26 protein-coding genes, 2 tRNA genes and 1 pseudogene are annotated in these 26,566 nt (G+C 72.0%); 12 read left to right on the forward strand and 17 right to left on the reverse strand.

The genetic code is table 11. From position 1 onward, the window contains the following. The first annotated feature begins 699 nt into the window (after positions 1 to 699). From AB0F88_RS14260 to AB0F88_RS14275, 4 genes are all read left to right on the forward strand, one after another. Positions 700 to 1,575 carry a hypothetical protein gene (locus AB0F88_RS14260; protein ID WP_362682322.1) on the forward strand — a complete coding sequence of 292 codons (876 nt, stop codon included), beginning with the start codon at positions 700 to 702 and terminating at the stop codon, positions 1,573 to 1,575. Positions 1,576 to 2,173: 598 nt separating this feature from the next. Further along, on the forward strand, positions 2,174 to 3,559 hold the full coding sequence (locus AB0F88_RS14265) for a selenium-binding protein SBP56-related protein (protein ID WP_362682325.1): 1,386 nt from the start codon (positions 2,174 to 2,176) through the stop codon (positions 3,557 to 3,559). Positions 3,560 to 3,611: 52 nt separating this feature from the next. Continuing rightward, positions 3,612 to 4,247: a hypothetical protein gene (locus tag AB0F88_RS14270; RefSeq protein WP_362682328.1), complete on the forward strand. Its 636-nt coding sequence runs from the start codon at positions 3,612 to 3,614 to the stop codon at positions 4,245 to 4,247. 73 nt (positions 4,248 to 4,320) lie between these two features. Next, positions 4,321 to 5,568, forward strand: coding sequence for a serpin family protein (locus AB0F88_RS14275; protein ID WP_362682331.1), 1,248 nt, complete (start codon positions 4,321 to 4,323; stop codon positions 5,566 to 5,568). Positions 5,569 to 5,649: 81 nt separating this feature from the next. On the opposite strand, the gene AB0F88_RS14280 is transcribed toward AB0F88_RS14275, so the two are convergent. Both AB0F88_RS14280 and AB0F88_RS14285 read right to left on the reverse strand, forming a co-directional pair. Beyond that, complete coding sequence (locus AB0F88_RS14280) at positions 5,650 to 6,483, reverse strand: hypothetical protein (RefSeq protein ID WP_362682334.1); 834 nt, start codon at positions 6,481 to 6,483, stop codon at positions 5,650 to 5,652. Between the two features lie 132 nt (positions 6,484 to 6,615). Further along, positions 6,616 to 7,356, reverse strand: a complete 741-nt coding sequence (locus AB0F88_RS14285) for a methyltransferase domain-containing protein (RefSeq protein WP_362682337.1) — start codon at positions 7,354 to 7,356, stop codon at positions 6,616 to 6,618. 176 nt (positions 7,357 to 7,532) lie between these two features. Here AB0F88_RS14285 and AB0F88_RS14290 point away from each other — a divergent pair, with 176 nt between their 5' ends. After that, complete coding sequence (locus AB0F88_RS14290) at positions 7,533 to 8,354, forward strand: MerR family transcriptional regulator (protein ID WP_362682340.1); 822 nt, start codon at positions 7,533 to 7,535, stop codon at positions 8,352 to 8,354. A 134-nt stretch (positions 8,355 to 8,488) separates the two neighbouring features. Here AB0F88_RS14290 and AB0F88_RS14295 read toward each other — a convergent pair whose 3' ends face one another. From AB0F88_RS14295 to AB0F88_RS14305, 3 genes are all read right to left on the reverse strand, one after another. Further along, positions 8,489 to 8,911, reverse strand: a complete 423-nt coding sequence (locus AB0F88_RS14295; protein WP_362682343.1) for an SRPBCC family protein — start codon at positions 8,909 to 8,911, stop codon at positions 8,489 to 8,491. Positions 8,912 to 8,922: 11 nt separating this feature from the next. After that, the gene (locus AB0F88_RS14300; protein ID WP_362682346.1) at positions 8,923 to 9,111 is read right to left on the reverse strand and encodes a hypothetical protein; all 189 of its coding nucleotides are present in this window, start codon (positions 9,109 to 9,111) and stop codon (positions 8,923 to 8,925) included. Between the two features lie 161 nt (positions 9,112 to 9,272). Then, the gene (locus tag AB0F88_RS14305; protein ID WP_362682349.1) at positions 9,273 to 10,217 is read right to left on the reverse strand and encodes a YegS/Rv2252/BmrU family lipid kinase; all 945 of its coding nucleotides are present in this window, start codon (positions 10,215 to 10,217) and stop codon (positions 9,273 to 9,275) included. 223 nt (positions 10,218 to 10,440) lie between these two features. Here AB0F88_RS14305 and AB0F88_RS14310 point away from each other — a divergent pair, with 223 nt between their 5' ends. Continuing rightward, the gene (locus tag AB0F88_RS14310; RefSeq protein WP_362682352.1) at positions 10,441 to 10,938 is read left to right on the forward strand and encodes a hypothetical protein; all 498 of its coding nucleotides are present in this window, start codon (positions 10,441 to 10,443) and stop codon (positions 10,936 to 10,938) included. Between the two features lie 312 nt (positions 10,939 to 11,250). Here AB0F88_RS14310 and AB0F88_RS14315 read toward each other — a convergent pair. Both AB0F88_RS14315 and AB0F88_RS14320 read right to left on the reverse strand, forming a co-directional pair. Then, positions 11,251 to 11,323, reverse strand: a tRNA-Ala gene (locus AB0F88_RS14315). A 19-nt stretch (positions 11,324 to 11,342) separates the two neighbouring features. Continuing rightward, entirely contained in the window at positions 11,343 to 12,773 is a 1,431-nt protein-coding gene (locus AB0F88_RS14320; RefSeq protein WP_362682355.1) for an MFS transporter, read from the reverse strand. A gap of 109 nt (positions 12,774 to 12,882) precedes the next feature. Between AB0F88_RS14320 and sigJ the strand changes: the two genes are divergently transcribed. Both sigJ and AB0F88_RS14330 read left to right on the forward strand, forming a co-directional pair. Beyond that, positions 12,883 to 13,767, forward strand: coding sequence for an RNA polymerase sigma factor SigJ (gene sigJ, locus AB0F88_RS14325; RefSeq protein WP_362682358.1), 885 nt, complete (start codon positions 12,883 to 12,885; stop codon positions 13,765 to 13,767). A 63-nt stretch (positions 13,768 to 13,830) separates the two neighbouring features. Next, positions 13,831 to 15,015 (forward strand): NAD(P)-binding protein, encoded by a 1,185-nt coding sequence (locus AB0F88_RS14330; protein ID WP_362682361.1) that lies wholly within the window; start codon positions 13,831 to 13,833, stop codon positions 15,013 to 15,015. Between the two features lie 83 nt (positions 15,016 to 15,098). Here the strand turns inward: AB0F88_RS14330 and AB0F88_RS14335 are convergent, their stop codons facing one another. From AB0F88_RS14335 to AB0F88_RS14355, 5 genes are all read right to left on the reverse strand, one after another. Further along, positions 15,099 to 16,001, reverse strand: coding sequence for a metal-dependent hydrolase (locus AB0F88_RS14335; RefSeq protein WP_362682364.1), 903 nt, complete (start codon positions 15,999 to 16,001; stop codon positions 15,099 to 15,101). A 68-nt stretch (positions 16,002 to 16,069) separates the two neighbouring features. After that, entirely contained in the window at positions 16,070 to 17,299 is a 1,230-nt protein-coding gene (locus tag AB0F88_RS14340) for an MFS transporter (protein ID WP_362682367.1), read from the reverse strand. 433 nt (positions 17,300 to 17,732) lie between these two features. Continuing rightward, positions 17,733 to 18,422 carry an SRPBCC family protein gene (locus tag AB0F88_RS14345; protein WP_362682370.1) on the reverse strand — a complete coding sequence of 230 codons (690 nt, stop codon included), beginning with the start codon at positions 18,420 to 18,422 and terminating at the stop codon, positions 17,733 to 17,735. 62 nt (positions 18,423 to 18,484) lie between these two features. Continuing rightward, positions 18,485 to 18,865 carry a hypothetical protein gene (locus AB0F88_RS14350; protein ID WP_362682373.1) on the reverse strand — a complete coding sequence of 127 codons (381 nt, stop codon included), beginning with the start codon at positions 18,863 to 18,865 and terminating at the stop codon, positions 18,485 to 18,487. Next, positions 18,862 to 19,224: a hypothetical protein gene (locus AB0F88_RS14355; protein ID WP_362682376.1), complete on the reverse strand. Its 363-nt coding sequence runs from the start codon at positions 19,222 to 19,224 to the stop codon at positions 18,862 to 18,864. Before AB0F88_RS14355 ends, AB0F88_RS14350 begins: the two co-directional genes overlap by 4 nt. Before the next feature lie 86 nt (positions 19,225 to 19,310). On the opposite strand from AB0F88_RS14355, the pseudogene AB0F88_RS14360 reads away from it, so the two are divergent. Continuing rightward, positions 19,311 to 19,796 (forward strand): annotated as a pseudogene (locus tag AB0F88_RS14360) (DUF523 domain-containing protein); the annotation flags it as partial. Between the two features lie 155 nt (positions 19,797 to 19,951). Here AB0F88_RS14360 and AB0F88_RS14365 read toward each other — a convergent pair. After that, the gene (locus AB0F88_RS14365) at positions 19,952 to 20,641 is read right to left on the reverse strand and encodes a hypothetical protein (protein WP_362682379.1); all 690 of its coding nucleotides are present in this window, start codon (positions 20,639 to 20,641) and stop codon (positions 19,952 to 19,954) included. A gap of 50 nt (positions 20,642 to 20,691) precedes the next feature. Here AB0F88_RS14365 and AB0F88_RS14370 point away from each other — a divergent pair, with 50 nt between their 5' ends. The 3 genes from AB0F88_RS14370 (at position 20,692) to AB0F88_RS14380 (ending at position 24,000) form a co-directional block, all read left to right on the forward strand. Continuing rightward, positions 20,692 to 21,369, forward strand: a complete 678-nt coding sequence (locus tag AB0F88_RS14370; protein ID WP_362682382.1) for a response regulator transcription factor — start codon at positions 20,692 to 20,694, stop codon at positions 21,367 to 21,369. Further along, positions 21,366 to 22,706 carry an ATP-binding protein gene (locus AB0F88_RS14375; protein ID WP_362682385.1) on the forward strand — a complete coding sequence of 447 codons (1,341 nt, stop codon included), beginning with the start codon at positions 21,366 to 21,368 and terminating at the stop codon, positions 22,704 to 22,706. The genes AB0F88_RS14370 and AB0F88_RS14375 overlap by 4 nt, the downstream gene beginning before the upstream one ends. A gap of 307 nt (positions 22,707 to 23,013) precedes the next feature. Beyond that, entirely contained in the window at positions 23,014 to 24,000 is a 987-nt protein-coding gene (locus tag AB0F88_RS14380; RefSeq protein ID WP_362682388.1) for a YafY family protein, read from the forward strand. 191 nt (positions 24,001 to 24,191) lie between these two features. Here the strand turns inward: AB0F88_RS14380 and AB0F88_RS14385 are convergent. The 4 genes from AB0F88_RS14385 to AB0F88_RS14400 all read right to left on the reverse strand — a co-directional run bounded on the left by AB0F88_RS14385 (position 24,192) and on the right by AB0F88_RS14400 (position 26,513). Beyond that, positions 24,192 to 24,264: transfer RNA gene (locus AB0F88_RS14385), tRNA-Ala, on the reverse strand. Between the two features lie 126 nt (positions 24,265 to 24,390). Further along, positions 24,391 to 25,023 (reverse strand): histidine phosphatase family protein, encoded by a 633-nt coding sequence (locus AB0F88_RS14390; protein ID WP_362682391.1) that lies wholly within the window; start codon positions 25,021 to 25,023, stop codon positions 24,391 to 24,393. Beyond that, positions 25,020 to 25,427 carry a ribosome silencing factor gene (gene rsfS, locus AB0F88_RS14395; protein ID WP_350973855.1) on the reverse strand — a complete coding sequence of 136 codons (408 nt, stop codon included), beginning with the start codon at positions 25,425 to 25,427 and terminating at the stop codon, positions 25,020 to 25,022. Before rsfS ends, AB0F88_RS14390 begins: the two co-directional genes overlap by 4 nt. A gap of 522 nt (positions 25,428 to 25,949) precedes the next feature. Then, a complete protein-coding gene (locus tag AB0F88_RS14400; protein WP_362682395.1) occupies positions 25,950 to 26,513 on the reverse strand; it encodes a winged helix-turn-helix domain-containing protein in 564 nt (187 codons plus the stop codon). Positions 26,514 to 26,566: the final 53 nt, after the last annotated feature.

A 26,566-nucleotide genomic window follows, 5' to 3' on the forward strand; every position in this document is an offset into this window, starting at 1 on the left:
TTGCGGGCGGCGCGCTCGCCGGGGCCGTCCTTCTTCTGCACTCCCCTGTCCCAGTTTCAGCCGATTCGCAACTTCAAATATCGGCGCTGTCTCGTCACAACGGAATCCAACCCACTGGAAGCGTGCAGGGTGACCCCTGCCCCGTGATGCTCTCCAGCATTTGCACGAACTTCATCGCCCTGCCCACCGTGATCCGCAGCAGGGACGTCGTAGCCACCGGAACGATCATTCATGGCGGTCTGCAGCCGACCGCGAGCGACGCGGTTTACATCCCGCTGTGCAGGTGGCTGGGCCTGCCCAGCTTCCTTTGCCGGATCCCTGACGGAATTCAGGGCCCACCTGGTCCCAGGGGCCCGGCAGGTCCCAGGGGCCCGGCAGGCGCGGACGGGGCCGACGGCGCTGACGGCGCACCCGGACCCGAGGGACCCGCAGGACCTGAGGGACCCGCAGGACCCGAGGGACCGGCAGGCGCTGACGGCGCACCCGGACCCGAAGGACCCGAGGGACCCGCAGGACCTGAGGGACCCGCAGGACCGGCAGGCGCCGACGGCGCACCCGGACCCGAGGGACCCGCAGGACCTGAGGGACCCGCAGGACCGGCAGGCGCCGACGGCGCACCCGGACCTGAGGGACCGGCAGGACCCGCAGGCGCTGACGGCGCACCCGGACCTGAGGGACCCGCAGGACCGGCAGGCGCCGATGGCGCACCCGGACCTGAGGGACCGGCAGGACCGGCAGGCGCTGACGGCGCACCCGGACCGGAAGGACCGGCAGGACCCGCAGGCGCCGATGGCGCACCCGGACCCGAGGGACCCGCAGGACCTGAGGGACCCGCAGGACCCGCAGGCGCCGATGGCGCACCCGGACCGGAAGGACCCGCAGGACCTGAGGGACCCGCAGGACCCGCAGGCGCCGATGGCGCACCCGGACCGGAAGGACCCGCAGGACCTGAGGGACCCGCAGGGCCGGAGGGACCCGAAGGACCCGAAGGACCCGCCGGGCCAGAAGGGCTGGAAGGACCTGAGGGACCGGCAGGACCCGCAGGCACCGACGGCGCACCCGGACCGGAAGGACCGGCAGGACCCGCAGGCGCTGATGGCGCACCCGGACCCGAGGGACCGGCAGGACCCGCAGGCGCTGACGGCGCACCCGGACCCGAGGGACCCGCAGGACCTGAGGGACCCGCAGGACCCGCAGGCGCTGACGGCGCACCCGGACCTGAGGGACCGGCAGGACCGGCAGGCGCTGACGGCGCACCCGGACCTGAGGGACCCGCAGGACCCGCAGGCGCCGATGGCGCACCCGGACCTGAGGGACCCGCAGGACCTGAGGGACCCGCAGGACCCGCAGGCGCCGACGGCGCACCCGGACCGGAAGGACCGGCAGGACCGGCAGGCGCTGACGGCGCACCCGGACCCGAGGGACCCGCAGGACCGGCAGGCGCCGACGGCGCACCCGGACCGGAAGGACCCGCAGGACCGGCAGGCGCCGACGGCGCACCCGGACCCGAGGGACCCGCAGGACCCGCAGGCGCCGACGGCGCACCCGGACCCGAGGGACCCGCAGGACCCATAGGACCTCAGGGCCCGGTCGGACCGCAGGGTCCCATCGGACCGCAAGGCCCTAGTGGAGGGACGACAACCGGTACCCAGGTTGTCGGTTACCCGGTCGTCTCCGCCCACATCGTCAGGGCTCCGATTGTCAGCGCCCCGCTCGTCTGGGCTGCTCACATGGGTCTCTGCACGCCTGTGAGGATCTGCTGAGGTTTTCCAGGGGCCTCGTGGAAACAGGTCGATTGACGTGCCCCGGCCCGGCGGTTTACTCCGAAGGTCCATAGGACCGGGAAAGTAAAACTCGGGAACGGCCGTGCGGGGCAGGTGGCCGTCAACTGAAACACGGAGAGGTGCGGGGCATTGCGCCTCGCACCTCTTCGCCTGTCCGAGGATCTCCATCCGAAATCTTCTAATACGGATTTCACGACCACGCGGGCCGCCTCCCGCGTTCACCGGCCCGCGAAACGGTAGAACCGAGCAGCCGGACGCGCGCCTCTCCGTTCGCACCTCTGCCCCTACCGCCGTCCACGCCGGTCACGCAACATGACCCCTGGACAACAGACAGTTTTCCTACATGATTAGTTGGGTACCGGTTCCGGCTACGAGTTCAGGAGTTCACCGTGGCACTCATCCAGCCTGACCCCACCTTCTACCCGTCGGCCCGCGAGGCCATGGCGGCCCCGAAGGAGGAGCTCGCCTACGTCGCTTTGCTCGCCACGACCGGTGACGACCGGCCCGACGGGCTCGCCACGATCGACCTGTCGAACGGGTCGATCGCCAACGTGCACGACATGTCCGTCCCCGGCGACGAGCTCCACCACTTCGGCTGGAACGTGTGCAGCGCGGCCCTGTGCCCGTACGCGCCGCATCCGCACGTGGAGCGGCGCTACCTGGTCCTTCCCGGTCTGAGGTCCAGCAGGATCTACATTTTCGACGTCAAGGACGATCCCTGGTCCCCCAAGCTCGTCAAGACGATCGAACCAGAGACGATCTTCGAGAAGACCGGGTACAGCCGCCCGCACACCGTCCACTGCGGCACCGACGCCATCTACGTCAGCGCGCTCGGCAACGTGGACGGCGACGCGCCCGGCGGTGTGTTCACGCTCGACCACGACACCTTCGAACCCAAGGGCCGCTGGGAGGCCGACCGGGGTTCGCAGCGGCTGCACTACGACTTCTGGTGGCACCTCGGGCACGACACGATGATCACCAGTGAGTGGGGAACGCCCAACCAGATCGAGCCGGGGCCCTCGCTGGAGCTCCTGGTCGGCCGGCAGTACGGCCACAAGCTGCACGTCTGGGACCTGGCCAAGCGCAGGCACCTCCAGGAGATCGACCTGGGCGACCAGCACCAGATGGCCCTGGAGCTCCGGCCCGCCCACGACCCGACCAAGACCTACGGCTTCGTCAACAGCGTGATCAACGTCGAGGACCTGTCGGCCAACATCTTCACCTGGTACCTGGAGAACGGCGTCTGGAAGGCCCGCAAGACGATCACGATCCCGGCCGAGCCCGCGGACCCCGACCTGCTGCCCGAGCCGCTCAAGCAGTTCGGCGCGGTACCGCCGCTGGTCAGCGACATCTCGCTGACCCTCGACGACCGGATCCTGCTCGTCTCCGCCTGGGGCACCGGCGAGCTCAAGGCGTACGACGTCTCCGACCCGTTCGCGCCGCGCGAGACCGGCTCGGTCCGGATCGGCGGGATCGCCGGGAGCGGCGGTCACCCGGCCGCTCCGGGCCGGGCGCTGAACGGGGGGCCGCAGATGGTCGAGGCCAGCAGGGACGGACGGCGGGTCTATTTCACCAACTCGCTCTACCGCTCCTGGGACGACGTCTTCTACCCCGACGGCATCTCGGGCTGGATGGCGAAGGTGGACGTCGCCGACGACGGTTCGATCGCCCTCGATCCGGGTTTCTTCGTCGACTTCGCCTCCGACGGCCGGCGCGCGCACCAGGTCCGCCTGCAGGGCGGCGACTCCTCCTCCGACTCCTACTGCTTCCCGTGACCCCGGCCGAGGGACCACAGGCCACCTTCCCACTCTTCTCAAGGCGTGCCCGATGGATCTGACACCGCTGCTCATCCTGGCCGGGCTCGGCGCCTTCCACGGCCTGAACCCGGCCATGGGCTGGCTCTTCGCGGTCGCGCTCGGACTGCAGGAGCGCTCGCGCGACGGGGTGCTGCGCGCGCTGCCGCCCATCGTGCTCGGTCACGCGGGCTCGGTGCTGGTCACGCTCGGGCTGGTGTCGGTGGCCCGGCTGGCCGCCCCGCCCAAGGCGGTCTCGTACGGCGTGGCGGCCGTGGTGTGCGGGTTCGGCCTCTGGCGGCTGTTGAGGCGGCGTCATCCCCGCTGGGTCGGCATGAAGGTGACGAAGTGGCAGCTGGCCGGATGGTCGTTCCTGATGGCCACCGCCCACGGGGCCGGGCTGATGGTGCTCCCGGTCACCCTGCACGGCGGGCACGGCGGGCACGGCGGGCACGGGGTCCACGGCGGGCACGACGCCGCCGCGCTGGCCTCGCAGAGCCTGCTGGCGACCGGGGTGCACACGATGGCCATGCTGGTGACGACCACCGTACTGGCCCTGGTCGTCTACGAGCGGCTGGGCGTGGCGGTGCTCCGCAAGGCGTGGTTCAACCTCGATCTCGCCTGGGCCGTCGCCCTCATCGGGGCGGGCGCCTTCGCCGCGCTCACCTGATGCCGCCCACCGGGCGAACCGGACGCCGCGCGAACCGGGTGAACCGCCCGGCGGCGGCGTACGTCTCAGGAACATGCGCCGACTGTTACCCGCCCTGCTGGCCGTCGCCGCCCTTTCGGCGTGTGCCATGACCGAGTCCAGCGCGATCACCGCGAAGGGGGTGAAACGGGAGGTCCCGAAGGACCCTCCGATCGCGGAGACCGTACGCGGTCTGACCTCCTTCGGGCACGCCCTGTTCGCCGCGACCGCGAAACCCGGGGCCAACACCGTCCTGTCGCCTCTGAGCATCGGTTACGCATTCGGCCTGGCGAGGGCGGGGGCCGCCGGAGACACCGCCACCGAACTCGACGCGGTCTTCGGCTTCCCCTCCGAGGGGCCGCACACCTCCCTCAACGCGCTCACCCGGCAGATCGTCACGACCGACGACCCGCCTCCCCTCACCGAGCCGGACGCGGAACGGGACGCCCAGGAGCGCGACCCCGAGCCGCCGACCGTGGGCATCGCCAACGAGTTGTTCACCCAGGAGGGACTCAGCGTCAAGCCCGGGTTCCTCCATACGCTCGCGGCGCAGTACGGCACGGGCGTGCGCCAGGTGGACTTCGCCGGGAACGCCACCGAGGTCATCAACGCCTGGGCCGAGGAACGGACGGCCGGGCGGATCAGGAAGGTGTTCGACGACCTGCCCGCGAAGACCAAGCTGGTCATCGCCAACGCCGTCTACCTCAAGGCCGACTGGAGGACGCCGTTCACCGACCCGCCGGAGGAGGGCGCCGCCTTCACCCGCGCGGACGGTACGACGACACGCACGACCCTGATGCGCCACGAGGGTTTCCTCCCGTACGCGGCGGGGTCCGGCTGGCAGGCGGTGGAGCTGCACTACGCCGGAGACGAGCTGGCCATGTGGGTCCTCGTGCCGCGAGCGGGCGGCTCTCCCGCCGACCTGCTCTCCCCCGCCGTGATGGCGGAGGTGGCCGCCGGCCTCGGGCAGCGGCCGGTGCGGCTCGCCATGCCCCGATGGGACTTCTCCGCGAGCCTGGACCTGGCCGAACCACTCGCGAGACTGGGGCTGCGGGGGACCGACTACTCGGGGATCACCGACGGGGCCTACCTCGACCAGGCGATCCACCGTGCCGACATCGCCGTGGACGAGTGGGGCACCGAGGCCGCCGCCGTCACCGGCCTCGCCTTCCCCGTGTCGGGCCCGCCCCCGCCGGAGGCCGAGGTCCGCGCCGACCACCCGTTCGCCTTCGCGATCGTCCACCGGCCGACGCTGACCCCGCTGTTCATCGGCCAGGTCGGCGATCCGTCCGCGGGAAACTGAGCCGGCCCGCCCGGCGAGGGGCGATCGCGAAAGCCCGAACCCCCGGCGAGAGGTGACCGCGAAGGCCCGGCTCCGGCGGGCTCAGCCGGAGAGGGTGAGCAGGCCGTTGTCCACCACGGCCCGGCCGAAGGCGCGCGCGAGCTCGGCCAGGCGGGCCAGCTCGTCGTCGGAGAGCGCGGCGTACGCGGGCAGCGCCAGCTCGTCGGTGCGGTCCTCGATCCGCTGCCTGAGCGCCGCGCCCTCCTCGGTGAGCCCGTCACCGGCCAGCAGGCCGCGCCCGCGCAGCCTCTCCTCCGCCGCGGTCCACTCCTCCTCGGGCCAGTCGCGGCTGAACTTGAGGAACACCGTGGGGACGTGCCCGGTCGCGGCGTGCAGGACCAGCGCGTCCAGCGGGCCGACGCCCTCGGTCAGCAGGGTCGCGACGTGCCCGTCACCCCGGAACTCGCGAAGCAGCGTCTGGGCGTGCCAGAGCCGCAGGAGCGGCTCCGAGGGCCAGGGCAGCGCGGCGTGCGCGGCGAACAGCGGGCGCCCCTGGGGGTGCTCGCAGGCCCTCTCGGCGGCGCGGACGGCGAGCTCCGTCGTCTCTGCGAGGGTGTCGATCTCGTGGATCCCGGCACGGCGCAGGGCTGCTCCGGCGGCTTCGAGACGGGCCGCGAGCACCTTCTCCGGCGTCGTGACCTGCCACGCGGCGGGAAGCGCGCGCCGTACGAGGGCGGGGTGGAAGTTGTAGAAGGTCGCGATGACCAGCTCGGCGGAAGCGGCGCCGAAGGCCGCGGCGCGGGAGGCGAAGTAGCCCGCCCGGCTGTCGAGGCCGAGCGCGGCGTAACGCTCGGTGGCCTCGGGCACGAAGTAGATCATTCCGTGGACGGGCTCCAGGCGGCGCCAGGATTGACGGGCCAGCTGGACGTCGGTCATCACGCCTCCGGGGGAATCAACGGAACGGCCGGCGGCCGGGGTATCCGGTCTCGCGCCGGACGAAACCGGCGTCCCACGCCCTCGAACCGACCAGTCGGTATCCGGAAACCTATTCCTACTCGCCAGTAGCCGTCAACGGCGGCGCGCCACGAAGACCCCCCAGCCGAGGTATCGCCTGCCGTACTCGACGTGCGAGCGGCGCGAGCGCTCCAGGAAGTCGCGCACTCCCCCGGCATCGGGGTCCTCGGGATTGTCGCGCAACCAGTCACTCAGCGTCCACCACTGGCTCGCCATGTAGCGGTCCCAGCTGTCCTGGTCGGCGAGGACCATCTCCAGCACCTCGACCCCCGCCGCCTCGAACCGGTCGAACGTCCCCGCCAGCGAGGTGAAGTCGTCCGGGCCGAAGCCGAGCGACTCGTACGCCCCGGCAGGCGGCTCGGAACTCCAGTACGGCTCGCCGACGAGGAGGATCCCGTCGTCCTTCAGCGCGGGGAGCATCAGCTTGACCGTTCCCTCCAGCCCGCCGCCGATCCAGGTCGCCCCGAGGCAGGACACGACGTCGAACGCCCCCGCCTGCGCCCGGTAGGCCCCGGCGTCGCCCTTCTCCAGGCGGACGCGATCGGCCACCCCGAGCTCCTCGGCCCTGGCCCGCGCCGCGTCGAGGAAGACGTCGCTGATGTCGACGCCGACCCCCTTGATCCCGTGGCCGAGCGACCACTGGCAGAGCATCTCCGCCTTGCCGCAGCACAGGTCCAGCAGGCGTGCGCCCGGCCGGAGCCTGGCGACCTCGCCGAGCAGCATCAGCTTGTCGTGGGTGAACGGGTTGAGGATGCGATGGCCGCCCTCGGCGATCTCGTGAAAGCGCAGTGACATGGCCGCCATGCTCACCCGGCGGGGAGCCGCCGGACAACCGGTTATCGCCGCGCCCCCTGCCGGCCCGCGGGAGCGCGACCGGGCGAAGACGGGGGACACGCGCTGAGGCGACTCGACGGAGACGGGATCCGGGGGTTGCGGCTGACACGGTGTCAGCCCCTATACCTGAAGGCACCATGTTCAGTATCGGAGAGTTCTCCCAGCTCGGCCAGGTGTCGGTGCGCATGTTGCGGCACTACGACGCGATCGGCCTGCTCCGGCCCGCCCATGTCGACCCGGCCGGCGGACACCGCTTCTACCGGGCCGACCAGCTGTCGCGGCTCAACCGCGTCATCGCCCTGAAGGACCTCGGTCTCACCCTGCGCCAGATCGGCTTGGTCCTGGACGAGCGGGTCGACGCCGCGGAGCTGTACGGGATGCTGCGGCTGCGTCGCGCCGAGCTGGAGGAGCGGATCGCGGCGGACACGGCCCGGCTCGTCCGGGTGGAAGTACGGCTCGCGACGATCATCAAGGAAGGTCACATGCACCCCGAAGAGGTTCTTCTCAAGCCGATCCCCTCGACGCGCGTGGCGGAGCTCACCGCCGTCGCGGCCAGCTACGACGGCGAGGACATCGGCCCCGTCATCCAGCCGCTCTTCGCCGACCTGTGCCGGCGCGTCGACGCCGCCGGGGTGAAGGTCACCGGATACGGCATCGCCCGCTACGAGGCCGAGGCCGACGGCCGGGTGACCGTGCACGCCGGGCTGGAGGTCGCCGCGGAGACGGGCGACGAGCACGACTTCGCGGTCGTGGACCTGCCGGAGATCGAGCAGGCCGCCACGATCATCCACCGCGGTTCGATGGAGCAGGTGGGGCCGACGTTCCAGACGCTGGCCCACTGGATCGACGAGCACGGCTACCGCGGTGTCGGGCTGGCCAGGGAGGTCTCCATCGACTGCCCCGAGGGCGACCACGACAACTGGGTGACCGAACTGCAGATGACGGTCACGCGGGCCTGACGACCAGGTGGGCGGCGACGCCACGGGCCGCGTCCACACGAACGCGGTCGCCGCGGTGAACACGGACGACGAACCGGTCGCCGCGGTGAACACGGACGACGACCGCGAGGGGCGACCGCCACCCGCGGACGACGTCACGCGTCCGTGGTGACCAGGTCGCCGAGGCGGCGGACGTTCTGCTCGAGCTTGCGCCTGAGCATGCGTTCGAGCATGGGAGCGCGCAGGCGCAGCAGGCCGGGGAGCTTGAGCCGGAACCACATGGTCACCCGGCACCGGTCGTCGTTCAGGGGCACGACCGACCTGCCGCCCTCGACGTCGATCCCCGACGTCCCCCGCCAGAGGAACTCCCTGCCGGGCACCACCGACGTCACCAGGCCGCTGATGTAGAAGCCGCGTCCGGCGAAACGCATGGTCTCGTCGGTGGTGGTGCCCGGGACGACGAGACCCGGCGGGTCGGGCGCCATCGTGGTCACGCCCGCACGCCACCGGGGATCCTGGCCGAAGTCGGCGACGATCCGCCATATCTCGGCCGCGGGACGGTCTATGTCGATCGACACGCTCAATTCGATCACAGGCCGTACACGATCCCCGTCAGCCGCTCGGACGCCGCTCGCGGGCGGGCCTGGACGGCGGGCACCTGGGCGGCCTCCGGACGGGGACCGGTGCCGGCACCGGTGGCGGTCACGACCCGCCGTGACCGGCCGGGAACCTCGACCCCGGTCCAGCGGTCACCGGCCATCGACCTGCTCTTTCCCATTAAGCGAAATTAGTCGACAAACCATATTCAATCCATATTTGTCATGAATGTTAACTAAAAAGGGTTTTCTGGGTCGGCCCGGCGATCGTGCCCGCACCTGGCTCTGACCGGCCGTGCGCGGTGACCCGCGATCACGGCCGGTCAGAGCCGGCGAGCCGGGATCACGCCTGGTCGGAGCCGGTGGAGTCAGTGGAGCCGGTGGAGTCAGTGGAGTCGGGAACACGGATGGTGATGCCGCCGGGCACGACCTTGGCCTTGAGCTCGGTGACGGTGCCCTTGGCGCCGCCGTCCAGTTCGTAGGTCATGGGGGTCGCGAACGTGGCGGTCACCTTGCGCGCCCGGGACATCCGGACGAACGGCGACTCGTCGGACCGCCCCACGCTCATCCGGCCGAGCACGCGGGCCCACTGGATCGGCCCCGTCGCGGTGGTCACGCCGATCTCCAGCCATCCGTCGTCGGGACGCGCGTCGTCGAACGCCTCGATGCCGCCGGTGATGGTGCCGACGTTGCCCAGCAGCAGGCAGCTCGCCTCGCCCTCGAACCACGTCACACCGTCGATCTTGACCTCCATCCGCACGAGCTCCCCCCGGACGTGGCGCAGCCCCGTCCAGACGTACGCCACGCGCCCCAGGCGGTCCTTCAGCCCCCGGTCGGCGTCCTCGATCATCGCCGCGTCGAATCCGACCCCGGCCATGACGGCGAAGTGCTCCCCGTTGACCTTGCCGAGGTCCAGCTTCCGGCTCTCGCCGTGGAAGGCGATGTGCACGGCCTTGGGCAGGTCCTCGGGAATGCCCAGGTTCTGCGCGAAGAGGTTCGCCGTTCCCGCGGGGAGGATGCCGACCGTGACACCGGAGCCCGCGAGCGTGTCCACGCAGCGCTGCACCATGCCGTCGCCACCCCACACCAGGACCAGGTCGGCCCCTTCCTTCAACGCCTTCTTCGCCTTCTTCGGCGCCTTCTTGCTCTTGGGCACCTCATACCAGAGCAGCTCGCCGACCCCCTCGTCGGCGAGGAGCCTGCGCAGCTCGTCCAGCCCTCCGCCGAACGTCTTCCTCTGGTGGGCGATCACCGCGACCGTGCCGACCTTCTGCTTCCGGGGCAGCATCTGACCTCCTGTAACACCACGTCGGATACGTCGAACAGCACCGCGTCGGATACCTCGACGGCTGCCCTCACCCCGGGGCGGCAAACGTCGCCCCCTCGCTCCGGGAACGGATGCCCCCGCCGCGCGCGCCCAGCTCGTGCCCCGTTTCCTCCGTTTCCCGAGCGCTCCGCCAGTTCGGCCAATCGGTGAGGAACGGATCCCAGGAGTCACTATCGTCACACCTATGGAGCAACTGGCGTTCGCCTCGACCACCCTGGTCAACTTCAAGGACGGGACCTACCGCTGGGTGGATGTGAAGCACTTCCGCCTCGCCACCCCGCAGGACGACGAACCGCTGCTCACCGCGCTGCTCTCCCACCAGCTGTACCGGGACGACTACCTGGGCTCCGACTCCTGGAAGGACGGCGGGCCGGTGCACGGCCCCTACCGCCTCGACGCGCTCTCCGCCGCCTCGTTCGAGAAGGTCGGCCAGGAGGCCGCCTGCGCCACGATCCGCACCTGGGCCGGCAGGTACGCCGACCTCCCCGAGACGATCGCCCACGACCTGGAGGCCGAGGTCTACCCGCTGATCCGCGCGGCCACCTCCCGCTACCGCCTCCGCGACCTCGACGAGGCGGCCCGCGACGACGACCTGGGATGGATTCTCGGCGAGTTCCACGAACTCGTCCTGATCGACAGGAACGAGGACTCCCTGGCCGTCATCGTCGCCTCCGACGACTGACCCGGCCCCTGGGTCGTGGTTCCTGTTCGTCGCCCTGCCCGGCCCGCTCCAGCCGTCAGGAGCGCCGGTCAGCGGTTCTCTCATCCGCCTGACGCGAAAACGATCCCGGTGGGCTTGGACGCGCGCCTCAGACCCGCGAGATTCCGAAACCGCCCAGCCCACCGAGGCGGCCCCTGAGCGAAGCGAAGCGGGGGGCGTGGGGGCGGAGCCCCCACACCGGGGGGCCGGGGGGTCGTCCCTCCGGGTGAACGACGAAGGGGCCCGCCGGGAGCAGGCTTCAAGCCTGCGAACAGCGGACCCCAGTCACCGAAGTGGAGCTATGGGGATTCGAACCCCAGACCTCCTCCATGCCATGGAGGCGCGCTACCAGCTGCGCCATAGCCCCTTGCGATGCAGATGAAATCCTAACCGACTCGGGACAGTCCTCGCGCCTTCATTCCGGTCACGAGCGCGACGACGGCGGAGCCCACCGCGCTCACGGTGATGATGCCGAAGGAGATCACGTACGCGTCGCGGGAGGGGACGGAGGTCCCGGCGATGGTGACGGAGGTGAGGAGGGCCGAGGTCGCGGCCCCGGAGACGCTGCCGCCGATGGAGCGGACCAGGGAGTTGATGCCGCTGGCGATGCCGCTCTGGTCCATGGGCACGTGCTGCACGGCCAGCGCCCCCAGCGCGGCGTAGCCGATGCCGAATCCCAGCCCCTGCACGGCGTTGGAGCCGATCAGATGGAGCACCGAGTCGTTGAAGAAGGTGAACCAGCCGAATCCGGCCGCGCACAGGCCGGCGCCGAGGGCGAGGGAGTAGGCGGGGCCGAGCCGGGTGGAGAGGCGGCCCGCCATGAAGGAGGCGAGCAGCATGGTCACGGTGCTGGGCAGGGCGTAGACGCCGACGTCGAGGACCGACCCGCCGAAGCCGTACCCGGCGGACGGGGGCGTCTGGATGAAGCTGGAGATCAGGGTGAAGAAGCCGAACATGGCGAAGCCCAGGAGCATCGAGGCCAGGTTGGCCGGCAGGGACCGGCGGCCGACGAGCAGGTGCAGCCGGATCATCGGCGCCCGGAGCCGCATCTGGCTGAAGACCCAGACGGCGCAGAACAGGACCGCGCCCGCGAACAGCCCGACGACGGTTCCCGAGCCCCAGCCCCAGTCGTTGCCCTTGGAGATCGCCAGCAGCAGGCAGACGAGCCAGACCGACAGCAGCGCCGCGCCGACGAGGTCGGGACGGCCGCCGGCGCCGGCCCCGCCGTCGTGGGCGCTGAGCGCGATGAGGACGATCGCGGCCGCCGCGAGTCCCGCGGTGATCCAGAAGACCGGGTGGTGGCTGGGGGTGCGGTCGGCGATCAGGCCGGTGACGATCATGCCGAAGCTGCCGCCGACGCCCATGGTGGCGCTGACCACCCCGATGGCCGTCATCACCCTGGCGGGCGGGAAACCGTCCTTGATCATGCCGATGGCCAGCGGGATCAGCGCGGCCGACGCCCCCTGCAGGGCCCGCCCGGCGATCAGCACGGGGAGGGTGTCGGACAGCGCGCAGACCACCGAGCCCAGGACGAGCAGGCCGACCGTGAACAGGATCATCCGCTTCTTGCCGTACATGTCGCCGAGGCGCGACAGCAGTGGCGTGGCCACCGCGGCGGCGAGCAGCGAGGCGGTGAAGACCCAGGTGACCTCGGCCACCGACGCGCCGAAGGTGACCATCAGCCGGGGCAGCAGCGGGATGACCACGGTCTGCTGGACGGACACGACCATCCCGGCCATGGAGAGCGCCACCAGGGTCAGCCAGAGGTGCCCGCCCTGCCGTGTGGCGCCCGGTTCGGCAAGGGTCGTTCCCGTCACTGCCCGCTCCTCCGCTGTCGACTTCCGCCCTCGCATGGTAGAGGGTCGCTGTAAACAACCGTTTACCGGGTCGTGTCACATCAGGGTGCCGTGATACGTCTGTCTCCCTATGGCCGTTGAGCGTTTCGAAGAGCACCGCGACCTGCTGACCGGGGTCGCCTACCGGATCCTGGGCAGCGTGACCGACGCCGAGGACGTCGTCCAGGAGGCGTGGCTGCGCTGGTCGGGGGTGGACGTCTCCCAGGTGGAGGACGACCGGGCATACCTGGTCAGGGTCGTGACGCGGCTTTCCATCGACCGGCTGCGGCGGGTGAGGGCCCGGCGTGAGGCCTACGTCGGGTCGTGGCTGCCGGAGCTGATCGTCACCCCGGACGTGGCCGAGCACGCCGAGCTGGCCGGCTCGGTGGAGCTCGCGCTGCTCGTGGTGCTGGAGACCCTGTCCCCGCTGGAGCGCGCGGTGTTCGTGCTGCGGGAGGCGTTCGGCATGCCGTACGCGGAGATCGGCGAGGTGATCGAGCGCAGCGAGGCGGCGACCCGGCAGCTCGCCCGGCGCGGCAGGGAGCACGTCCAGGAGGGCAGGCCGAGGTTCGAGGTGGACCGGCGGCTGCGGCGCAGGCTCACCGAGCGGTTCGCCGAGGCGGCCGTGGGCGGTGACCTGGGGGCGCTGACCGCGATGCTCGCCGAGGACGCGTCGCTGGTCAGCGACGGCGGAGGCAGGGCGAAGGCCCCGCTGCGGACCATCACCGGCGCGGGCAGGGTGGCGCGTTTCCTGTCCTCGATCACGTCCGGGGACCGCCCGCGGGCCTTCATGGAGAGCATCGGCGCCGGACCGGTCTCCGGCTTCGGCATGGAGATCGCGGAGGTGAACGGCGGACCGGCCGTGGTGGTGACCGCGGACGGCCGGCCGGTCACGGTGTTCTCCCTGGTGGTCGAGGACGGCCTGATCAGGACCGTCTTCCTGGTGACGAACCCGGAGAAGCTCTCCCGTCTGTGACCTCCCCCGGAGAAGACCGGGCGGGGATGTCACGAACGGCGTCCTTCGATCCGTCGTACGGGCATGACACGAGAGACGCGACAGATCAGCATCGTCGGCGGCGGGCTCGCCGGCCTCACCGCGGCCATCGCGTGCGCCGAGGGCGGCGCACGGGTCACCCTCCACGAGGCGCACCGGGAGCTGGGCGGCCGGGCCCGCAGCACCGCCGCGCCGTACGTCGCCAACAAGGGCACCCACGTCTTCTACTCCGACGGCGAGCCGTGGCGCTGGCTGGCGGCCAGGGGGCTGGTCCGGCCGTACACCAGGCTCACGCCGGGCATGCTCGTCAGGAGCAGGTTCCGCCACGGCGGCCGGCTGTCGGGCCTGCCGCCCCGGTCGCTGCTGAAGGCGCTCGCCGGGCGGCGGCTGCGGGCACCGGTGGACGAGGACTTCGGGACCTGGGCCACCCGTCGTTTCGGCGAGGAGGGCATGCGGGCCGTCGCCGGGCTGGTCGGTGTGATCACCTACGACGCGGACCCCGGGCGGCTGTCGGCGGCGTTCGTCTGGGAGCGGGCGCTGCGGGCGACCGCGCCGAGGTATCCTGCGCCGCGCTACGTCACCGGCGGCTGGGGACGGGTGATCGACCGGATGGCCGTCCACGCGCGCGGCCTGGGCGTGCGGATCGAGACCGGCTCGCGGGTGGACCGCCTGCCCGAGGGCGTCCCCGTGATCGTGGCGACCTCGCTGGACGCCGCCAGGACACTGCTCGGCGACGAGTCGCTGCGCTGGGAGAGCGGCAGGGCCGTCCTGCTCGACCTCGGCGTCTGCGCGAGCGCCGGCGACCTCTTCCTCGTCTCCGACCTGGACGAGGGAGGATTCATGGAGCGGTACAGCCTGCCGGACCCCTCGCTCGCCCCGGACGGGCACAGCCTCTGCCAGCTGCAGATGCCGGTCAGGCCGGGCGAGACGAAGGCGGAGGCGATCTCCAGGGCGGAGCGGGTGGCCGATCTCGGGCTTCCCGGCTGGCGGGAGCGGACGACCTGGCGGCAGGAGGCCGCGTGCAACGGCCGCACCGGTGCCCTGGACCTGCCGGGGGCCACCTGGCGGGATCGGCCCGCGATCGGCCGGGGGGACGGCGTCTGGCTGATCGGTGACGCGGTGGCGGCTCCCGGCCTGCTCAGCGAGGTCTCCTCGCACAGCGCCCTGATCGCGGCGGAGGCCGCCCTGCGAGCCGTCTCCGGGGCGGGCGCCGCTCGAAGCCGCGCCTGACCGCCTCACCGCGTCCGCCTCACCGCGTGGCCGGGCGGCCGTTCACCGGGGGCGGTGGGAGCGGCCGCCCGACGCCCCGCGTCCTACGAACCGCCGGCGTACGGACCGGTGGTGGTGCGCATGGTCAGCTCGGAGCCGTCGGCGGACAGGTCCAGGGTCACGGAGATCGTGCCGAGCTCGGCGGTGCTCGACAGGTGCGTCCCCCCGCACGGGATGGAGACCTCGGCCTCGGGCAGGGCGCAGTGCCAGGTGCGCCGGGCGGTCAGCTCCGGGCCGGGGCTGTCGACCCTGACGGCGGCGCCGGCCGCGATCCACGCCGTGAGCCGGTCGCCGGCCAGGCGGGCGATCTCCGGGAGCTCCTCGGCCAGTCCTTCGGTGACGAACCCCTTGCGGCGCAACGACTTGCCCAGCCGGTAGACGTCGAGGCTGCCGCCGGGCAGGATCCGCGAGGAGGCGATGGCGGTCTGGTCGAAGTCGGGGTGGCCCAGCCCGTCGGCCGGCACCTCCTTGCGCCACCGTCCGGCCAGCACCGCGTTGAGCGCGAGCGCGGCGAGGTGGCAGGCGGTGTGTCCCGCCGAGAGCGCGCGGCGGCCCGCGGCGTCGACCACCAGCTCGACCTCGCCGCCGGGCCCGGCGGCGGTGAGACCGTCGCCGGCGAGCCCGCCGTCCGCGACGGGTTCGGCGGTGACGTGGACGACCAGCCAGTGCCAGCCGGGGGTACCCCGGCGCACCGGGATGTCCACGCCCAGATGGACGGTCTCCTCGCCCTCGGCCACGGCTCCGGTCACGCAGTCGGTCACCGCGAGCCCGCCGATGGTCCCCGCGTCGGCCGGCTGGTCGGGCCAGGTGTGGTCCAGCGGGTGGAAAGGGGTCTCGGCCACGATGGTCCCGTACCCGTCCCCGACCGGCACGGTGGCGACGACGGCCGAACTCCCCCTGACCTCCCCGCCCGGGTAGGTGACCCGTGTCGAGTCCGTGATGGGCATCGCCCCATTATGCCGGTACGGCTTGCGCCGCCCCCGCAGGGGCGCAAGCCGTACCGGTTCAGGGTGGATCAGCGCGCGAGGGCCCGCTCGTCCTCCAGGTAGCCCGGACGGCCCGCGTACCAGCCGGCCACGAACTGGGCGGCGACCACCGCGAACAGCAGCAGGAACGGCAGCGTCCAGCCACCGGTCGACTCGTGCATGACGCCGACGACCAGGGGCCCGGCACCCGCGATGAGGTACCCGGTGCTCTGCCCGAAGGCCGACAGCGCGGCCGTCGCCTCGGGAGTGCGGGTGCGCATGGCGAGCATGGTCAGCGCGAGCGGGAACGACCCCATGCCGATGCCGACCAGGCTGGCGAAGGCCCAGGCCAGGGCGGAGGGCCCGAGCCAGAGGCCGAGGAAACCGGCGGTGTAGAAGAGGACGAAGGCGGCCACCACGGGCCTCTGGTCGGAGAACCTCGACGCGATCGAGGGCACGACGAGCGAGACCGGGATGCCGATCGCGGTGAAGACGCCCAGCACCAGACCCGCCTGCGAGGTGGTGTAGCCGCCGTCGGTGAGTATCTTCGGCAGGAAGCCGAACATGATGTAGGCGACCATGCTCTGGGTGCCGAAGTAGGCGGCGACCGCCCAGGCCAGCCTGCTGCGAAGCAGGGCGCGGGCACCCGTTCCCCCGCTCGCTCCGTGCCGCTCCGGCTCACTGCGCGAGAGCGCAAGCCACGGAATGGCGGCGACGGCGGCGAACGCCCCCCACACCCCGAGGGCAACGTGCCAGTTGCCGTCGGTGGCCCGCTGGATGGGCACGGTCGCGGCGGCCGCGAGCATCGTGCCCACCGCGAGGGCGGTGGTGTAGACGGTGGTCATGGTTCCGGCCCGGCCGGGGAAGTGGCGCTTGATCAGGCTGGGGATGAGCACGTTGCCCACCGCGCCGCCCGACAGCGCCAGGGCGCTGCTGTAGAGGAAGACCTCGGCCGAGCCCACCATCGATCGGATGAGCAGGCCCGCGCCGAGGACGATGAGGGCGAAGAGCAGCAGGCGGTGCTCTCCGACCTTCCTGGCCAGCGCGGGGGTGACCGCGCCGACCGAGGCGAAGATGAGCACGGGGAGCGTTGTGAGCAGCCCGGCTCCGACGGCGGTCATGCCGAGACCAGAGGTGATCTGGTCGAGAACCGGCCCGACGCTCGTGACGGCGGTGCGCAGGTTCAGCGCCGCGAGAACGATTCCCAGCACGAGCAACCAGGCGAGGGAGCCTGTCGTTCCACCGGTGCGGCCCCTGGTCTGATGGGTGAGCACGCTCATGCTGGTTCCAGTCCTCCTCAGTGATTTCATCCAATCGTAGGATGATTGGCTGACCCCGACTGTAACAGGAGCGAAACCTTGATTTGTTCCTGACCGCATGCACCGGATCGCAACCGGCGCGAATCGCTGACAATGTGAAAGCCGGGCCACGTCCCTGTTTACAGAACGTGACCCGGCTCTCTTACGCACCGGTGCGGCTCCCCGGCCTCCGGATGCCCGGAATCCCGGACGGTTCGGGCACCGGACGCCGGGGCGACGACACCGGGCGCGCCTGCGCCGGGCGCGCCGTCCGGGGCCGGCCGGCGCCGGGGCGCGCGTCGCGAACGAGGATCCACCGCCCGGTCAGGGCGGCGGGGCTTCGGGGGCGGCCCCGGCGGGCGAGCGTCAGATGCGCGGCCCCGGGAAAGGCGGCGGGGCTTCGGGTGGGCGAGCGTCAGATGCGCGGCCCCGGGGAGGGCGGCGGCTCCTCGCCGAGCCCGCGACCGGCCGGGGGCAGCGGCGTGCCACCGGGCGGGGGAAGCCCCGGGTCCGACGGGTAGGACTGGCCCACCGTGCGCGGAGGCGGCGAGGGCACGGCGTCGTCGAGGCCGTAGCCGCCTCCCGTCCCGGTACGGTGCTCACCCGGGTCCCGGTCGCCCAGCCTCCCGTCACCGGCGTCGCCGCGCTCGTGCGGGGCGGGCACGTCGCCGCGCCACGCGCCGGTCTCGCCGCCGCGCGACTCGATGAAGGTCTTGAAACGCTCCATGTCGCCGCGGACGCGCAGGCGGACGATCTGCAGCCAGTCACCCACGGTCTCGACGAACCCCTCGGGGTCGTACTCCATCTGCAACGTGACCCGGGTGGTCTCGGGGCCGAGGTGGTGGAAGGTCACCACGCCCGCCTGGTGCGGCCGCTCGACCGACTTCCAGGCCACCCGCTCGTCGGGGTGCTGCTCGGTGATCTCCGCCTCGAACTCCCGGTGGACCCCCGCGATCTCGACGACCCATGCCGTACGCGTGTCGCTCAACTGCTTGACCGACTCGACGCCTTCCATGAACTCGGGAAAGCTCTCGAACTGGGTCCACTGGTTGTACGCGGTCCGGATCGGGACGTTGACGTCGACGGACTGTTCAATCGAGCTCATGACCGTGCCTCCCTTGTGGTTCGGTTCGGGAGGCACACATGCCCGATGGGATGCGGGCCTAACTAACGGCGCCGCAAAAGCCAGTAAAGCCCCAGGACAGGAAGAACAAATGGGATAAACAGGTATCCGCTTCCATAACCCGACCAAACTGTGGCACGCGGGAAGGCCTCGGGGTCGGCCATGCTGAGCGTGCCCACGACGAGCACCCCGGCCAGCTCGACACCGCAGGCGACCAGTGCCAGGGTCCTGTTCCCCCTGGCCAGCGCCACGGTGAGCACGATGTAGACGGCGGCGGCGAACGCCGACAGCGAGTAGGCCAGCGGGGCCTCATGGAACCGGGTGGCGATCTGCACGGCGGCGCGGGCTCCCGCGGCGAGGGCGAACACCCCGTAGAGCGCCACCAGCGCGCGTCCGGGCCCGGTGCCGATCGCCGGCTCGCTCACGGCAGTCCCTGCCAGACCTGGAGCATCCGCCCGACCATGCCGGGAATCGCGAAGCCCGCCACCGCGATCACCGCCGGACCCCAGCGCGAGCGCTCGCCGACCCCCCAGAACGCCGCCGCCGGCGGGATCACCAGGCTGCCCACCAGGTAGCCGACGAGCGTGGCCGTCTCCGCGGGCCCCTCGCCCCTCACCAGCGCGGCGATCACGAACCCGGCCTGGACGAGCAGCCCGAGTTCCAACACCCCGAGCGCGACGAGGAGCGTTCTCCCCATCGCCCGGTTCCTCGCCGTGCTGACGAGGCCGAAGATCCCGACCACCAGCGACAGCAGGATCAGGCCGGTCGCGAGAGGGCCGATCATCGCGACCTCAGGACATCGAGAAGCATGGGCAGAAGGGTACTGCCCGGCCCCCTCGCCCCCCGCGCCGCGCCACGTACTCTGGGGCCGTGGAGAGGATCCTGGTCAGTGCCTGCCTGATGGGGCGGAGGGTCCGTTACGACGGGGCCGCCAAGACGAGCGGCGACGCGCTGCTGGCCGCGTGGCGGCGGGAGGGGCGGCTCGTCCCGTTCTGCCCCGAGGTCGAGGGCGGCCTGCCCGTCCCGCGCCCGGCCGCGGAGATCGAGGGCGGAGCCGGGGGCGAGGCGGTGCTGGCCGGGACGGCCCGGGTGCTGACCGCCGGGGGCGCCGACGTCACGGAGGCCTTCCTGGCCGGTGCGCGGGCGGCGCTCGCCGCCGCGCGGGCCCACGGTGCGAGGGTGGCGATCCTGAAGGAGGGCAGCCCCTCCTGCGGCAGCCTGACCGTCTACGACGGCGCCTTCGGCGGCCGGCGGGTGCCCGGCCACGGGGTCACCACCGCCCTGCTGGAACGGCACGGCGTCGCGGTCTTCGGCGAGGACCGCGTCGCCGAGGCCGCCGCGCGCCTGCGCGAACTGGGCGACCGGCCCCCGGACCCGCGTGAGGAACGCCCACGCGACCTCGGCGACCGGCACCCCGGCCCCTCCGAAGAGCATCCCCGTGACCCCGGCGACCGGCACCCCGGCCCTTCCAAGGAGCACCTCCGCGACCCCGGCGCTCCCGCGGACCGGTTCTAGTACTCCCACAGGTCGGTGCGGTTCTCCCCACCGATGCAGAAGACCGCCGAGCCGTGCTGTCCCTGGACGAGGTCGACCCGGATCCAGCCGGTGGCCGAGGCGACCTTGGCCTCGTAGCCCGCGTTGGGAGCGGCGGCGATCAGGCGGCACACGCCGTCCTCGATGGCGAACGAGACCGAACCGCCCTTGACGTTCACCACGCGCAGGTTCTCGGTGGAGATCGACTGCGTCCTGGTGGCCGTCGCCTTGGGCGCGGCGGACGACGAGGGGGCGGAGGCGGCCTGGGTCGCGGCCGGCCTGGACGGTGACCGGGACGGGGACGCCGACGGCCCGGGACGGGAGAGCCCGCTCTCCCGCGCGCGTACCGGCGTCGCGGCGGTCCTCGACGGGGAGCGGTCCGGCCGAGGCCCGGCGGTGTCCCGCGCGGACGAGGTGGGACGGGGCGCCGAGGTCCGGCCGGGCGCGGCGGAGGAGGCGATCGGCGTGCCGACGGCCTGCGGCCCCGTGGGCGCTCCCGGCGGGAGCGTCGAGTCTCCCGTACGGCCGATGGCGGCGTTCAGCGGTTCGATGCTCGCGTCGTCGAAGACCTCGCTGCGGAGCACGTCGCGGACGCCGAACCAGGCGACCGAGATCGCCAGGACGGTGGCCCCGCACCACACCGCTATGAATCCCAGCGTCTGACGCATGTCGTGAATTATTACGCCATATGTCTCACCGTTCACTACCGTTACGTGGCATGGCGACGGTTCTGGTGGTCGAAGACGACGAGTACGTACGATCCGCGATCATCCAGGAACTCAGCAGGCGCCAGCACGCCGTGCGCAGCGCGGGGCGTGCCCTCGACGCGTTGAGGGAGATCACCCAGAACCCTCCGGACGCGGTGGTCCTCGACCTCGGCCTGCCCGACCTGGACGGGGCGGAGGCGCTCAAGATGGTCCGCAGCGTCTCCAGCGTGCCGGTCATCGTGGCCACGGCCAGGGACAACGAGGCGGAGATCGTCCGCCTGCTCCAGGCGGGAGCCGACGACTACCTGGTCAAGCCGTTCTCCGGCGACCATCTGAACGCCCGTCTGGACGCCGTGCTGCGCCGGGCGCGGAGCGCGACCCCGCCCTCGGTACTGTGCGTCGGCGCGCTGTCGGTGGACCTCAACCGGCGCGAGGCCGGGCTGGACGGCGTCCCTCTCACCCTCACCAGGCGCGAGTTCGACCTTCTCGCCTACCTCGCCGCCCGCGCCGACCGGGTGGTCTCCCGCAAGGAACTGCTCACCGAGGTGTGGCAGCAGTCCTACGGGGACGACCAGACGATCGACGTCCACCTGTCCTGGCTGCGGCGCAAGCTCGGCGAGAGCGCGTCCTCCCCCCGCTACCTGCACACCGTACGCGGCGTGGGGGTCATGCTGATCACACCGCCGTGAGGCGGACCCTGGCCCTGCTCACCGTCGCGGGAACCTCGATGGTCGCCCTGGCCTTCCTGATACCGCTCGGGCTCATCGTCAGGGAGATCGCCCACGGCCGGGCCATGGCCGAGGCGGAGCGGCAGGCGTCGGCGCTGGTCCCGGTGCTGGCCATCACCGTCGATCCGGACCGGCTGACCCACGCGCTGCTCAGCACCGGCGCGCGGGACCGGATCGCGGTCCACCTGCCCGGCGGCGGCTCGGCCGGCACCGTCAGGGCCCCCGCCGAGACCGTGGCCGCGGCCTCCCGGCTCACCCGGGCCATCACCGCGGAGATGGACACCGGCTACCTCCTGCTGCGCCCCGTCGCCCTGGACGGAGGCAGGACCGTGGTCATCGAGATCTTCATCCCGTCGGCGGACCTCACCCGGGGCGTCGCCTCGTCGTGGGCGGTGCTGAGCGGGGTGGCGGCGGTGCTCGTCGCCGGATCGCTGCTGGTCGGCGACCGGCTGGGGGTACGTGTGGTGCGCTCGGCCCGGCGGCTGGGCCGGGCGGCGAGCGCCCTGGGCGCCGGGGACCTCAGCGTCCGCATCGAGCCCGAGGGCCCGCCCGAGCTGGTCGCGGCCGGCGAGGCGTTCAACAGCATGGCCGACCGCGTGACCCAGCTGCTGGCCGCCGAACGGGAGATGGCCGCCGACCTGTCGCACCGCCTGCGCACCCCCCTCACCGCGCTCCGGCTCAGCCTGGACCACCTGGGACCCGAGGCCGAGCAGAGCAGGAGCGCGCTGGGCCGCCTGGAGGCCGAGGTGGACCAGATCATCGCGGCGGCCAGGCAGCCCTCCCGCGCACCGGAACTCGTGCACTGCGACGCCGCCGAAGTGCTGCGCGAACGGCTGACCTTCTGGTCCGCGCTCGCCGAGGACCAGCGGCGCCCGTGGGAGCTGATCGGCGCCTCGGCCCCCGCGCGCGTCCCGGTCGCGGCCGCCGAGCTCAGCGCCGTGCTGGACGCCCTGCTCGGCAACGTCTTCCGGCACACCCCCGAGGGCACGGCGTTCACGGTGACCCTGCACCAGGGCGCGGGCACCGTCGGCATGCTGATCGCCGACGCCGGTCCCGGCATCCCCGATCCCGAGGCGGCGCTGCGGCGCGGGGCCAGCGGGGCGGGATCCACCGGGCTCGGCCTGGACATCGCCCGCAGGCTCGCGGAGTCCTCGGGCGGCACGCTGCGGATCGACGCCTCCTCCCTCGGCGGCGCCAGGGTCCAGCTCTGGTTCCGCACCGATCGGCACGACCGGCCCCCGCGTACCGCCCGGCGCCTGGTCGGCGGCCGCTGGCCGCGCAGGAACGCGGCGCGCTGAGAGACCTGCGCCCCGGGCCGCCGGGCCGAGGAGCACGCCGTACGCCGGTACGGGGGCCGGGGAACCCGGGGAAGGGCCACCCGGGCGTTGGTTAGGTCATCCGTAAACCCGCCTTAAGTAAGACTAAAACGAGCTGTTTCGCTACTCCGACTGATCGATCATGGAGAGGAGCGCGGACGTCACCCGCGTCCATGGTTCCCGGCTCGCCCTACCGTGCCGGCCTCGCATCCAGACGGAGGAGGCGCGGCCGGCGCGGCAAGGGCGAGCCGGGAATCCGTTTCCACACCCTCGCCGGATAATTCGTGACATGCGCGCGAGCCGTCTCATCTCCCTGCTGATGCTCCTGCAGACCCGCGGCAGGATGACCGCCCGGGAACTGGCGGCCGAACTCGAGGTCTCGGTCCGGACCGTCTACCGCGACGTGGACTCGCTCCACTCCGCCGGCGTGCCGCTGTACGGCGACGCGGGCCCCTCCGGCGGTTACCGGCTGCTCGACGGTTACCGTACCCGCCTCACCGGGCTGACCGCGGGCGAGGCGGAGTCGCTGTTCCTGGCGGGCATGCCGGGTCCCGCCGCGGAGCTCGGCCTGGGCTCGGTGGTGACGGCCGCGGGACTCAAGCTGATGGCGGCGCTCCCGGCCGAGCTCAGGGACAGGGCCGGGCGGATCCGCGAGCGATTCCACCTCGACGCCCCCGGCTGGTACCACGGCGCCGACGAAACCCCGTACCTGGCGGCGGTGGCCGACGCCGTCTGGAACGAGCGCCGCCTGGAGATCCGCTACCACCGCTGGAAGGCCCCCCAGGACGTGGTCCGCACGCTGGAGCCGTACGGGCTGGTCCTCAAGGCGGGCCGCTGGTATCTCGTCGCGCGCGGCGGCGAGCACGTGCGCTCCTACCGGGTCTCGCAGATCCTGGAACCTCCCGCGCTCCGGGAGCCGTTCGAGCGGCCCGCCGGTTTCGATCTCGCCGCCCACTGGAACGGCGCCCTGGAGGAGTTCGAGGCGCGGCTCCTGCGGGGCGAGGCCGTCATCCGGCTCTCGCCGTTCGGCATGCAGCGGCTGGCGGACATGGTCCGCCCGGCCGTCCTGCGCGCCGCCGAGGCCACCGCGGAAGCCCCGGACCACGAGGGCTGGACGCGGCTCACGGTCCCGGTCGAGTCCCCGCAGCACGCGCTGGCGGAATTCCTGCGCTTCGGCGCGGATCTGGAGGTCGTCGCCCCGGCGGAGCTGCGCGACCTCGTCGCGGAGACCGCGCGGGCGGTGGCCGGGATCTACGACCGGCCCGGGACCGGGTGACCACGGCCGTTCCCGTGCCCCGGAGGACGACCGCCGCCGTTCCCGGGCCGGGAAAACGACCGCCGCCGTTGCCAGGCCGGAAAAGACCGCCGCCGTTGCCGCGGCCGGAAACGCCGAGATCCCGCCCGATCGAGGTGATCGGACGGGATCTCGGCGACGTCCTTCGGGCCCGTCCGGAGAACGGCCCGACGTGGAGCTATGGGGATTCGAACCCCAGACCTCCTCCATGCCATGGAGGCGCGCTACCAGCTGCGCCATAGCCCCTGGTCACCGCTTCGAGTGCTCTCGTCGCGGCGCTCGGGAAGCATATAAGGACACCCGCGAGTTCACCTAATCGACGGCCACACGGCCCGCGCCCGCCACCGGGGCGCAAGCCGCGCCGCTCGAAGGTCAATCCTGGGTGACCTCGGGGTTGTCGTCGCTGCTGACCGGCTCGGGCAGGGTCCCGGCGTTGTGCTCGAGCAGGCGCCAGCCCTTGCGCGCCTCCTCCAGCACCGACCACGAGCAGTTTCCGAGACCGCCCAGGGCGGGCCAGAGCTCCTGCGGCAGGTTCATGAGCTTGGCGATGCCGAGCCGGATCGCCGCCCCGTGCGAGGCGACGACCAGCAGGCCGTCGGAGTCGATCTCCGCCGCCCAGCGGCGCACGGCCGAGGAGACCCTGTCGGCGACGTCGCCGACAGCCTCACCGCCCGGCGCCTCCCAGTTGGTGAACTCCCGGGGCCACCTCTCGGAGATCTCCTCCCGGGTGAGCCCCTCCCACTGGCCTCCGCCCCGCTCGCGCAGGTCCTTGTCGACGGTGACGTCCAGGCCCGTGACGCGGCCCAGCGCCGAGGCGGTGTCGAAGGCCCGCTGGAGATCGGAAGAGACGATCATCGTGGGGCGGAGCGCGGCGAGCAGCGAGGCCGCGCGGGCGGCCTGCGCGACCCCGGTCTCGTCAAGGGGGATGTCGCTGTGACCCTGGAAGCGGTGCTCGACGTTCCACAGCGTCTGGCCGTGCCTGAGGCAGACGACGCGACGACTCACTCAGCTACCGCCCCGCGGGCGCGCTGGGCGGCGACCTGGGTCACGCTGTCCGGCAGCGCGATGGAGGGGCAGTCCTTCCACAGGCGCTCCAGCGCGTAGAAGGTGCGGTCCTCCTCGTGCTGGACGTGCACGACGATGTCGATGTAGTCCAGCAGGACCCAGCGGCCCTCGCGCTCGCCCTCGCGGCGGACGGGCTTGGCGTCGGCCTCGATCCGCAGCCGGTCCTCGATCTCGTCGACGATGGCGCGGACCTGACGGTCGTTGGTGGCGGAGCAGAGCACGAACGCGTCGGTGATGACGAGCTGGTCGCTCACGTCGTAGGCAAGGATGTCATCGGCCAGTTTGTCGGCCGCCGCCTCGGCGGCGAGCCTGACGAGCTGGACGGATCTGTCGGTTGCTGTCACGGTGTGGGTCAGTCCTCCTGCTAGTCGGCGCTGTCACCTATCAGGGTGCCCGATTCGGTGCTCGTTGAAGAGCCACCTTTTTGAACAACGCCTATCGTGTGCCACCCGATTCCGCGCCGCAAACGAATTGGCGGCCTGATCAGGGGCGTCCTCCGCGGTCGGGACCGCGCTTGTCGATCTCGGGTGGGACGGGCACCGGCCGGGCCGTTCGACGATCATGCCGGGTGAGCTGCGGATACTCGCCCCACGCAAACTTCCCGAATCATAGCGAATTTCATCGGAACACGTTCTCACCTGCGGCATTTCACCAGATCACGGTGGTTAACAGGATTTTTCATCATCCATCGCTCCGGCCACTCTCCGCGCCGGCCCTCGGCTCCCGCCCGGCCCTGCCGGTCCGCCCTGCCGTCCCGCCCTGCCGGTCCGCCCGGCGAGAACACCGCTCAGGCCCGCCCAGACCCGCTCGCCGGAGATCACGGGGTACGGGGACCGTACCGTTGTGGAGATCGGTGGCCGCGAGGCCTACGCCTGACAACGCCTGCGCCGGCAACACCATGCCGGCTGTCCGGCGAGCCCTTCGTCTGAGCCGCATCTGAGGTTGACTGGAGGTGAGCGGCGTTCGGCGACCCACGACTCGATCACCCCCTCGTCGCGCTCGACGGCCCGCTGCACCGGCACCTGCGGCGTCCAGCCCATCCGATGCAGCAGATACGACACCCCGCGCAGGGTGCAGCGGAGGTGAAACAAGACCGCGATCAGGTCGGCGACCCGTGCCAGGGTCCAGCGCTGATCCTCGGTGAAGCCGTGCGCGGCCGGCCCTCGCTCCAGCTCCGTCCGCAGCCGCTCCAAACGCCGCTCATCCAACCGGCACCTCTCCCCGCCCGGCCCCTTGGACGCCAGCGCCTCGACGCCATCGGCCTGCCAGCTGCGATACCAGCGGTTGGCCGACATCCTCGTCACCCGGAATCGGCGCGCCACCTCCGACGCCGACACCCCCTGGGCGAACAACTCAGCGGCCTCGAATCGCAACCGCTCGCGTTCGGCCCGTTCCCCGGCGGTCAGACCGCCCCCTTCGGGATATCTCATACCTCCGGCATAGCAAACACCTCAGCAGTCACCCGCAACCGCACCCCGTCGTA

Source organism: Streptosporangium sp. NPDC023963 (assembly GCF_040639135.1).
Classification (GTDB): Bacteria; Actinomycetota; Actinomycetes; order Streptosporangiales; family Streptosporangiaceae; genus Streptosporangium.